This window comes from Streptosporangium sp. NPDC049046, assembly GCF_040649155.1.
Lineage (GTDB): Bacteria > Actinomycetota > Actinomycetes > Streptosporangiales > Streptosporangiaceae > Streptosporangium.
Map to the genome: position 1 here is coordinate 215,008 of NZ_JBEZEZ010000001.1, position 10,766 is coordinate 225,773.

Genomic DNA, 10,766 nt, shown 5'->3' on the forward strand with positions numbered 1-10,766 from the left:
TCACCTGGTCGCACGTTACTATGCGTGACATCGCGCCCAGAGGTGAGACGCGGGCCCGGCGCGTGCCTGCTCGGACTGGTGGTCTGCGGGGTGTTCGGCGGGCTGCTCGCCGCCATGGCCGCGCTGCCACTGGTCGGCACGGCCGGACTCACCGCCAACGGCGTCGCGAGGACCCTCACCGACCTGCCTCCGAGCCCTCGGGAGAACCCGCTCTCCCAGCGCACCGTGCTGCTGGACAAGAACGGCAAGCGGTTCGCCCAGTTCTACACGGAGAACCGGACGGTGGTGACGCTCGCCCAGGTCGCCCCCGTGATGCGTGACGCGATCGTGGCGATCGAGGACGCGCGCTTCTACGAGCACGCGGGCCTGGACGTCAAGGGCACCCTGCGCGCCCTGATCACCAACACCAGGGCGGGCGGGGTGCGGCAGGGCGGGTCCTCGCTCACCCAGCAGCTCGTGAAGAACATCCTGGTCGAGAACGCCGAGAGCGACACCGAACGCGCCCGTGCCCGCGCGCCCAGCATCCAGCGCAAGATCACCGAGCTGCGGTACGCGCTGGCGATGGAGAAGAAGTACAGCAAGGCCGAGATCCTGGAGCGCTACCTCAACATCGCCTACTTCGGCGCGGGCGCCTTCGGGGTGGAGGCCGCCGCCCAGCGGTTCTTCTCCGTCCCGGCCGCCCGGCTCACCCTGCCCCAGGCCGCGGCGCTGGCCGGGGCGGTCCGCGCGCCGTACACCACCGACCCCTCGCTGGACGCCGGGCGCAGGCAGCGGCTGCGCGAGCGCAGGGACCTCGTCCTGGACCGGATGGCCCAGCTGTCGTACGTCACCCCGGCGCGGGCCGAGGCCGCCAAGAGGCGCCCGCTCGCCATCCGGCTCAAACCCGAGCCCGGCGGCTGTGACGGGAGCGCCTATCCCTACTTCTGTCTCTACGTGCACCGGGAACTGCTCACCAACCCGGCCTTCGGCCACACCCGCGCCGAGCGGGAACGCCGCCTGGCCAAGGGTGGCCTCGTGCTGCGCACCACCCTGTCGCCGAAGGCGCAGCGGGCCGCGGAGCGCGCCATCACCGCGCGGGTCGACAGGAAGGACACCGAGGTCGCGGCCGAGGCGATGGTCCAGCCGGGCACCGGGCGGATCCGGGCCATGGCGGCGAGCAAGAGGTACGGCAGCAACCCCGGCAACGCCGCCAACTCCAAGAACGGCCCCAACACCACCTACAACCTGCCCGCCGACACGGCGCACGGCGGCGGCCAGGGCTTCCAGGCGGGCTCGACGTTCAAGGTGTTCACCCTCGCGACCGCGCTCACCCAGGGCTGGCGGTTCGACCAGGGTTTCATGACGCCCGGCAGTTTCGTCCCCGACAGCGGTTTCACCGACTGCCGGGGACGCGAGGTCAACGATCCCGGCGCGGAGATCTTCAACGCGAGCGGCGAGGGCAAGGGAGGCCCGCAGAGCCTGTCCACCGGCACCTGGAAGTCGGTGAACATCTTCTACATGATGCTGGAGCAGCGGGTGGGCCTGTGCCCGGTCGTCACGACGGCCAAGGCCCTGGGCATCGTCCGCGCCGACGGCGCCCCGCTGCGGGAGGTGCCGACCTTCACCCTCGGCGTGAACGAGATGGACCCGGTGACCGTGGCCGCCGCGTTCGCCGCGTTCGGGGCTCGGGGCCGCTACTGCCGCCCGACGGCGATCGTCGAGATCGCCGAGCGGGACGGCAGGCGTTTCAAGATCCCGCCCAGCTGCGCGCGGGCGATCGAGCCCGCCGTGGCCGACGCGGTCAACCATCTGCTGTCCGGGGTGTTCACCAAGGGGACGATGACCGGTCAGAGCATCGGCCGTCCCGCCGCGGGCAAGACGGGCACCAACAACGGCTACACGTCGGCCTGGTTCGCCGGCTACACCCCCGACCTGGCCGCGGCGGTCAGCGTGGGCGACATCCGGGGTTCCTACCGCTACCCGCTCACCGACGTCGAGATCGGCGGCGAGTACTTCGGCTCGGTCCAGGGCGCCTCCCTGCCGGGGCCGATCTGGGTCTCGTCGATGTCGGCGGCCCTCGACGGTACGCGCGAGACCCACTTCCGCCGTCCCGACATGAGCCGTTTCGGCGGTGGGTTCACCCCTGGCCTGGAGGAGGCCATGGCCAGGGAGCGCGAGGAGGAGGGCGTTGACGGCACTGACGGCGAGGGCCGTCGCGGCGCCAGAGGGGACCGCGACGCCCGGGGAGAGGGGGGACGCCGCTTCCGCGAGGAGGGCCGTTACCGGCGGGAGCGCGGGTATCGTCAGGAGCGGCGGTACCGCGAGAACGACGCGCACCGCCGGTACCGCGCCCCCCACCGGCTCGACCGCCCGCGCCACCGCTGACCCCTTCACAGGGCACCGCCGGAACTTCACAGGGCACCAGCGGAACGGCTGCGGTCACATCGGCGAAACCGCCCGCGGCCCGCGCCGCAGCGCGGAACCCCGCTCCCGGGCCCCGCCCCGCCCCGCCCGAGGAGGCCCTTCAGGCCCGACGCCGGGTGCTGGCCCGGATGTGCAGTTTGCTGGCGACCACCTCTGGCCGGTCCACCCGTTCGCCGGACAGCCTCCTCAGCAGCATGTCCACCGCGGCCGACGCCTGGTCCACCGGCCGCAGGTCGATGGCGGTGATCGGCGGGTCGAACTGCTGGGCGAACCGGCTGTCGATGCCGACCGCGAGCATCAGGTCCTCCGGGATGCGGACGCCCCGCTCGCGGCAGGCCCGGGTGGCTCCCTCGCTGTACTGCTCGGCCGACGCGATCAGCGCGTCGGGCGGGTCGTCACCGTCCAGCAACGCGCGGGTCGCCCGGTAGGAGTCGGCCTCCAACCGGTCCAGTGAGACGGGGGCGACCCTCGGCCGCATGCCCCGCTCGGCGCACCACGTCTCGTACGCGCGCAGGCCGTCCAGCGACCACGCCCAGGACGACTGGGCCGACAGCAGCGCGATGCGCCGCGCGCCCGCCTCGTGCAGGTGCTCCAGCAGGTCGCGAATGTTGCGCTCGTTGTCACCCGAGGTGTAGTACGGGCGCTCGGGCCGTGCCGGGTCGCGCTCGATCGACACCACCGGCACGCCCATGCCCTCCAGCATGTCGATACGCGGGTCCAGGCCGGCGGGATCGCACAGCACGACCCCGTCCGCGCCGATCAGCCGCCACTCGTCGGCCGTGCTGATGTGCGGGGTGAGGGTGAGCGAGTATCTCTCCCTGAACGCGGCCCGCGCGCAGCCGGAGGCGATCGACATGTAGTAGTCGAGGCTGATCATCTCCTGCTCGGCGGCGTGCTCGCCCATGTTGGGCAGGACGAGGGCGATGGTGCCGGTGCGTCCCAGCCGGAACGCCTGCGCGACCCGGCTGGGACGGTAGCCGAGAGACTCGGCGATTTCGCGGATACGGGCCCGCGTCTCCTCACGGAGCTTGCCCTTGTTGTTGAGCGCGTCGGAGACCGTCGTCACCGAGACCTCGGCGACGGCCGCGACGTCGCGGATCGTCACCCGCCCGCCTGAGGCCCTGGTCACGTCCTTCAAAATATCACCGCCCCGCTAGGCGAGCGATCGAAGCAGAAACGTTTCGGATCGAGATTTCTTGAGGTTTTCTCACCGTAGGCCCACCGGGTCGGTGTCAGGCTCGTCCGCCGTCCACAGCTCACCGGACCGGCTCGCCACCACCTGGCCGCCGCGCACCAGCCATCGCGGGCCCGGCTCGTTGCGCAACGCGTCGGTGAACGTTCCGGCCGCCAGCACGACGAGATCGGCCGGCGCTCCCTGCCGCAGTTCCCCGTAGGCGACCCCGGCCGCCTGTGCCGCGTACGCGCCGACCAGGTCCCAGGCGACGGCGATCCCGACGTCGGACTCGTCCGCGAGCGGGAAGGCGTGCCATGCCAGTCTGGCCAGGTCCAGCGGGTCCAGGTTGCCGAACGGCTCCCAGTTGTCCTGCATGTTGCCGGTTCCGGCCGCGACGACCACTCCTGCGGCGAGCAGCTCGTTCGCCCGGGAGACACCCCGGTAGGGCAGCGATCCCCCCAGGTTGGACGGGCACACCGTCACCGTGATCCCGGCGGCGGCCACCTTCTCGATCACCCGCCGCGCGTCGTCGTCGGCGTACGTCTCCAGCGCGCCCACGTGGTTGGCGTTGACCAGGCCTCGCATGCCGTGCGCGACGGTCCGCTCGGCCAGCGGTTCCAGCATCCGCTCACTCGGGTCGGTGAAGTAGTCGATGTTGACGTCGATCCCGACGCCGAACCGTTCGGCCAGCGCGAAGACCTGGTCCAGGTGGGACAGCCGGTCCTGCTCGGTCCGCTCGTTGTTGGGCCACCCACCGACCCGGTGCGCGCCTGCGGCCAGCGCCTCGGCCACCAGGTCGTACGCGCCGGGATCCTGTACCAGCCCCTCCTGTGGGAAGGCGGTCACCAGCAGGTCCACCAAGCCGGCGTGCTCCTCGCGCGCCCGCATGACACCCTCGAACGAGGTCAGCCCGGTGACGGTGTCGATGTCGACCTGCCCGGCGACGGTCCCCGTGCCCTGGGACGCGGCCAGCCGCAGAAACGCCCCGGCCCGAGCCGCCACGTCCTCGACGGTGAAGGACGCCTTCAGGTCGCGCTGCCGCCGCATCATCGCGGGGCGGTGGACGAGCCGCTCGGGCAGGCCGAGCCGGCGGATCGAGTGGCGGCTCAACGCCTTGTCCGGGTGGCTGTGCGGCTCGACGAACGGCGGCGTGACCAGGCCGCCGCGGGCGGAGATCCGTTCGCGGGCGGGCAGACCGGCGCCGGCGCCGGCGCCGAGCGCGGCGATCAGGCCGCCGCGGATCACGATGTCCACGGCCGTGTCCTCGTACACGGCGTTCTCGATGACGAGGTCGGCGGGCGGTTCAGAAGCCGTCACGGTTGATGTCCTTGTAGAGCAGGTAGCCGGCGCGGGTCGATCCGGTGGCGTAGAAGTACTGCGGGCAGTAGGGCGCCATGTAGACGAAGTCGCCCTCGGCGACCTCCAGGTGGTCGTCGCCGAGGTAGTAGACCCCCTGGCCTTCGAGCATGTACAGGCCGTGCTCCTGGTGGTGGACCTCCACCATGGTGAACCTGGCGCCGATGTCGAACCGCATCACGTTCATCGCCATGTCGTAGCGCTCGTCCAGCGGCAGCAGCGGCGCGTACGTGCCGCCGATGCTCTCGTCGCGGATGTGCTCGACCTCCTCGACGTGCCCGGTCACCGGCTCGGGCGCGGGAACGCCGTCCACTTCCTCGTATCGGCGTTTCACCCACAGGGCCCGGGTCGCGTTCCCGGGCGCCAGGATCTCGAACTCGGTGCCCTGCGGGAGGAACGCGAATCCGCCGGGTGTCAGGGAGTGGGTCTCCCCTCCGGCTCGTATGTCCAGGCCGTCGCCGTCGAGGACGTACAGGAAGTTCTCGAAGCCGGCGCCGAGCGGGCGAGTGCCTCCACCGCCCGGTTCGAACTCCAGCAGGTACTCGCCGAAGGCCGCGGGACGGACCCTCGGCGTGGCGAGTGGCCTGGCGACCACGCCGTGCAGATGGGGAAGGGAGTTCTCGACGAGGTTGTCCGGGCACATCAGGATGTAGGAGTCGCGGACGCGTCCGCGGTTGGCGCTCACGTAATCGGCTCGGGTGGTGCCGTTCATCGGATGCCTCCGGCGCGGAGGCCCCGGCTTGGCCGTGGGGAGGGTGTCAATGTCGCTTCCTTCCGTGGAGGCGTGGCGAGAGGAAAAGGGGTGGGTCGGCGGAGGCGTACCGGCCGGAGTCCAGGACGGTGTGCCCGTCGACGCGGACCGAGGGGCGCTCCAGCACCAGGTCCAGGTGGACAGGGGACTCCCAGTCGGCGCCGGTGTACTGCGGGAACGGGTGCCCGAACGCGATGTGCACGCCGGGCACGTTCTCGTCGAACAGCAGGTTGCCGGTGAGCCCGGTCAGGGCCCGGTTGGTGCCCAGGGCCAGCTCGCCGAGCCGGAGGCCGCCCGGTGCCTCCGCCAGGAGGCGGTACACCTCCGAGGCCAGCGCGGTGTCGGGGTGGCGCACCTCCACGGCCTCGCCGGCCGCCACCTCGATCAGCACCGGCTCGGTGAGCAGGCCGTGGCGGGAGTTGAGGGGGTAGCCGAGCACCGAGGCGGCGAGGACGCCCTCGGCCGAGCGCGGGCTGCAGAACACCTCACCCTGTGGCAGCCGTCCGCCCTGGCCACCGCACCGGTACAGGCCGGTGAACGGTGTCCACGGACGGGCCGGATCGCACGTCAGCGTCAGGTCCGTACCGGTGGCGCTGGTGACGTGCACCGACGCGCAGCCGGTGAGCAGGTCGCGGACGCCCAGGGTGAACCCGGCCACCTCGGTGTAGTCGACGGCCATGCCGATGCCCAGGCAGGCGTCGTCCAGGGCGGGCATGTGGGCGTGGCGGACGCCGTCGCGAGCCAGCAGCGCCCAGAACGAGGGGTCCCAGGCGAGCAGGTCCTCGGGGTCGGCGGCGGCGAACACGGTGACGGTGGGCCGGTGGGCGTCCAACGCCGCCTCGACCGCTCGCCGGGCCGCCGGGTAGCCTGCCGCGACATCCGGGAGCACCTCGACGACGGTGTCCGGTGCCAGGGTTCGGGCCTCGTCGGCCACGATCCCGGCCAGCCGCCGGGTGGCTCGGTCGGTCAGCACCAGCACCCGATCCTCCCTCGCCACGGCCAGGCAGGTCCCCACCAGCTCCGCTGCCCCTCGGCGTAGCCGCGCGTCGGGGAGCGCGGTCTTCCCGAGGTCCGGCCTCGGGGAGGCCGGACCGGGAAGTGCCCGCGATGAGGGTTCGGGGGCGCCGGGGGTCGGAGTCCGAGTCTGATCTGAGAGGGGCTGGTCCGACGGCCCAGGGGTCGGGGGGCCGGGGGTCGGGGGGCCGGGGGCGTGGGGGGTCAGATCGGACACGGGGCTCCCTCGGAAAGGGGGACGAAGCGCCCCGAGCCGGGCACGGCCACGACCTCGCCGTCCACGGCCACCGTCCGGCCGCGCACCAGGGTACGCACCACCCGGACGTCGCAGCCGCGGCCGTCGTAGGGCGACCAGCGCTCCGCCGCGAGTTGCTGCGCCTCGGAGTCGACCACCCAGGGAGAGTTCAGGTCGAGGAGGACGAGATCGGCGTCCATGCCCGGCGCCAGCACGCCCTTGGAGCCGGAGACCCCGCAGATCGCGGCCGGCCCCGTGGTGAGCAGCGGAGCGACCTCGTCCAGCGGGAGGCCCCGGTTCAGTGCCTCGCCGAGCACCAGCGGCGCGTACTCCTGGACGCCCTGGATCCCGAACGGACAGCTGAACACGTCGGTCTCGGCGACGAGCTTGCCCGCGCGGTCGTAGGGACAGTGGTCGGACACGATCGCCTGTACCAGTCCGGCGCGGACCCGATCCCACAGCCGCTCCACCCGCCCGGCGTCGCGCAGCGGCGGGGCGCACACCCCGAACCCGCCGACCCGCCGCAGGTCGCCGTCGTCCAGCAGCAGATGGTGGGCGGTGACCTCGCAGGTGGCGTCCATCCCTTCCGCCCGTGCTCCGGCGACCAGGTCGACCGCCTCGGGAGTGGACAGGTGCACGAGGTGAACGGCGCAGCCGGTCCTGCGGGCCAGCCGCAGCACGTGGCGTACCGCGTCGATCTCGGCCGACGGCGGGCGTGCCTCCAGCAGCGCGGTCAGGTCGGTACGCCCGCCGGCGCGCAGCCTGGCCTCGGCGGAGACCAGCGTGTCGTGATCCTCGGCGTGCACCAGCACTCGCGCGCCGAGCCGGGCCGCGGTGGCCATTCCGGTCAGCAGGTCCGTCTCGGTGGCGGGCGGGAAGCCCATGGTGTTCTCCGGCAGGAACGCCTTGAAGCCGGGAGCCCCCAGTGCGCGCTGGCCCGCCATCTCCTCCAGCGACGGCTGGGTGAGCGCGCCCCACAGGCCGAAGTCGACGACCGCGCCGGCCGCGGCCCGCTCGCTCTTGGCGGCGTACCGGGCTGCGGTCGTGGTCGGCGGGTTGGAGAAGGGGTGTTCCATCACGAAAGTGACACCTCCGGCGGCGGCACACCGGGTGCCGGTGCGGAAGTCCTCCTCGAAGGAGATGCCGGGGACGTCGAAGTGGACGTGCAGGTCGATGATCCCGGCCATCACGTGCAGGCCGGTGGCGTCGAGCACCTCGGCGGCGTCCACCGGGGTCTCCCGCGGGACCACCGCGCGCACGCGCCCACGGTCGACCAGCAGGGTCGCGGGCGCCGCGCCGGTGGGGGCCAGCACGGTGCCCCCGACCACCGCCAGGTCCACCCGCCCGATCACGCGCTCGCCTTTTCCTGTGCGGGACGGCCGGGGCCCGTGCCGCCGGGTGTCCCGGTGCCGGAGAGGGCGGCGGTGAGACCGATCGGCCCGTACGCGGTGGTTCCGGTGGTGTCCCTGCGACCGACCACCCGGCCGCGCCGCAGCGTGACGCGGCGCCCCGGAACCCCGGCCAGGGCGGTGGCCCGGTCCGGCACGTCGAACACCACCAGGTCCGCGTCCTCCCCGACGGCGATGTCACCGGGGCGCCCGCCGATCGCGGCCGCCGCCTGCCCGCAGACCAGGTCCCACGCGGTGTCCAGCGCGCCCTCGTCGTGGTAGCCGGCGCCGAGGAACGCCGTCCGTGCCCGGTCCATCGGGTCCAGCGTCCCCAGCGCGTACCAGCCGTCGTTCAGGTTGTCGCTGCCCGCGGCCACGACCACCCCGGCCTCGGCCAGTTGCCGTGGCCGGGACAGCCCGCGCGGGCCGCCGTCCACCAGGTTCAGCGGGACGACCACCACTCGCACGTCGGCCTCGGCCACCGCCGCGATCACCCGGGCCGCGTCCGCGTCGTCGTACACCTCCAGGCTGCAGCAGTGGCTCGCCACGACCCGTCCCTGGTAGCCGCGCCGTACGGTCTCGGCGGCGGTGAACTCCAGCATGGTCTGGGTCGCGTCGATCTCACAGTCCAGGTGGATGTCCACATCTGTGCCGAACCGCTCGGCCAGGTCGAACACCTCGCGTACGTGAGCCCGCTGCGCCTCGGCCCCCTCCTCGACGTTGGGCCAGCCACCGACCAGCCCGGCGCCCGAGCGCAGCGCCTCGACCAGCAGCGGCCTGGCCAGCGGGTCCCGCAGCAGCCCTTCCTGCGGGAACGCGACGATCTGCACGTCGAGCAGGTGCGCCACCCGCTCGCGGGCGGCGAGCACGCCGTGCAGCCCGGTCAGCCCGGACACCGAGTCGACGTCCACGTTGGCGCGCAGTGCCGTGACACCGTTCGCGGACGCCAGTCGCAGCGCCCGGAGGGCGCGCTCGGTCACATCGGGAACGGTGAAGCCCGCCTTGATCGCCCGGGCGCGGGCGAACCCGTCCGCCATCCCCTCGGGGGCCAGGCGGCGGCTGTATGCCTTGTCCGGGTGATAGTGCGGCTCGGTGAAGGAACGCGAGACCAGCCCGCCACCGGCGTCCAGCACCTCGCGCGCCTCGGCCGGGGCGGCCGTCGCGTGCCCGTCTCCCGCGTGTCCGTCCCCGGCGGGGACGGGCAGGGTCGGCTGCACCGCGACGACCAGCCCGTTCCTGATGTGGACGTCCACGAGGCCGTCGTGGCCGTGGACCCGCCCGGCGCGGATCAACAGGTCGAGTTCCTGTGGCATGTCGGTCACCACTCCCATTCGTTGGCCGGCGTGCTGATGTCGGCCGGGTTCTCGACCAGTGCGCGCAGAGCCGCACGCACCGCGGTGACCTGTAGCGACAGGTCCATGCTCGGTCCGTTGTGCCCGATCCTGGCCACGTGGCCCGGAGGATCCGGCAGATGCAGGAAGCCGCACCTGGAGGGCAGCCCGTGCCTGGCGGCCAGATGCAGCGCGGTGTACATGACGGAGTTGCAGCCATGGGTGGAGGCGGAGTTGGAGACCAGGGCGGGGACGCCGGCCGCGCGCATCGCCATGGTCATGGCCTTGATCGGCAGGGTCGACAGGTAGGCGGCGGGACCGCCCGGATAGACGGGGTCACCGGCCGGCCGGTGACCCCGGTCGTCGGCGAACTGGAAGTCCTGCACGTTGACGGCGACCCGTTCCGCGGTGACGACGGCACGCCCGGAGAACACCCCGCACGACACCACCGCCGCCGGAGGCCCCTCACCGGCGGACGGGCCGACGAGCAGGGGGGCCAGCGCCTCCTCCGGGTGTGAGCGCCAGGCCAGGCTCCGGGCTGCCACGCGGTGCCCGGCGATCGTCTCGCCGTCGAGCGCGAGGGCGACGGCGCTACTCGGATTCTCGGGGTAGTGCAGTTCGGCGCGGCTCGCCGAAGCGCCGAAGGCACCGTTCCCGGTCACCAGGATCCAGGGCTGGGTCATCACACACCTTCCGGTGGATGGAAGGACAGGGGGCGGGGCGGCCCCGCCTCCCCTCGGGGAGGCCAGAGCGCCGACGGACAGCATCATGACCCATGCAAGAGAAAAAAGAAACGTTTCTTTTGTTAACAGGAACGTTTCTTTAGACCCTTGACCCCCCGGAACCAGCTGGGGTTAACTGCCGCCAACCACGGCGAACACCCCTCGCCGAATCCTCGGCCCGGAACCGGCCCTCGCCGCCGGAACCGACGCCCCGCCCACAGTCACAGAACCCGCGACCGGACGCTCATCCCGTCATCCGAGCCGGCGCCCCACCCAGTCACACAACCTCGACTCGACACCGGCCCCCACCCCGGAACCGGTGCTCCCGCAGTCACAGAACCGGTGGCCGGACGCGGTACGCCCACCGCCCGAGCCACCTGATCCGCAGTCCC

8 protein-coding genes are annotated in these 10,766 nt (G+C 72.5%); 1 reads left to right on the forward strand and 7 read right to left on the reverse strand.

The window, feature by feature from the left end:
- The first annotated feature begins 24 nt into the window (after positions 1–24).
- Positions 25–2,364, forward strand: a complete 2,340-nt coding sequence (locus AB0B96_RS00875; RefSeq protein WP_362895359.1) for a transglycosylase domain-containing protein — start codon at positions 25–27, stop codon at positions 2,362–2,364.
- 139 nt (positions 2,365–2,503) lie between these two features.
- On the opposite strand, the gene AB0B96_RS00880 is transcribed toward AB0B96_RS00875, so the two are convergent.
- The 7 genes from AB0B96_RS00880 to AB0B96_RS00910 all read right to left on the reverse strand — a co-directional run bounded on the left by AB0B96_RS00880 (position 2,504) and on the right by AB0B96_RS00910 (position 10,335).
- The gene (locus AB0B96_RS00880; RefSeq protein WP_362895361.1) at positions 2,504–3,532 is read right to left on the reverse strand and encodes a LacI family DNA-binding transcriptional regulator; all 1,029 of its coding nucleotides are present in this window, start codon (positions 3,530–3,532) and stop codon (positions 2,504–2,506) included.
- A 78-nt stretch (positions 3,533–3,610) separates the two neighbouring features.
- The gene (locus AB0B96_RS00885) at positions 3,611–4,894 is read right to left on the reverse strand and encodes an amidohydrolase family protein (protein WP_362895363.1); all 1,284 of its coding nucleotides are present in this window, start codon (positions 4,892–4,894) and stop codon (positions 3,611–3,613) included.
- Positions 4,881–5,645 (reverse strand): (S)-ureidoglycine aminohydrolase, encoded by a 765-nt coding sequence (gene allE, locus AB0B96_RS00890; protein WP_362895365.1) that lies wholly within the window; start codon positions 5,643–5,645, stop codon positions 4,881–4,883. The genes AB0B96_RS00885 and allE overlap by 14 nt, the downstream gene beginning before the upstream one ends.
- 46 nt (positions 5,646–5,691) lie before the next feature.
- Complete coding sequence (locus AB0B96_RS00895; protein ID WP_362895367.1) at positions 5,692–6,699, reverse strand: aminopeptidase; 1,008 nt, start codon at positions 6,697–6,699, stop codon at positions 5,692–5,694.
- A gap of 203 nt (positions 6,700–6,902) precedes the next feature.
- Positions 6,903–8,285: an amidohydrolase family protein gene (locus AB0B96_RS00900; RefSeq protein ID WP_362895369.1), complete on the reverse strand. Its 1,383-nt coding sequence runs from the start codon at positions 8,283–8,285 to the stop codon at positions 6,903–6,905.
- Positions 8,282–9,634: an amidohydrolase family protein gene (locus AB0B96_RS00905; protein ID WP_362895371.1), complete on the reverse strand. Its 1,353-nt coding sequence runs from the start codon at positions 9,632–9,634 to the stop codon at positions 8,282–8,284. Before AB0B96_RS00905 ends, AB0B96_RS00900 begins: the two co-directional genes overlap by 4 nt.
- A gap of 5 nt (positions 9,635–9,639) precedes the next feature.
- A complete protein-coding gene (locus AB0B96_RS00910; RefSeq protein WP_362895373.1) occupies positions 9,640–10,335 on the reverse strand; it encodes a hypothetical protein in 696 nt (231 codons plus the stop codon).
- Between the last annotated feature and the right edge of the window lie 431 nt (positions 10,336–10,766).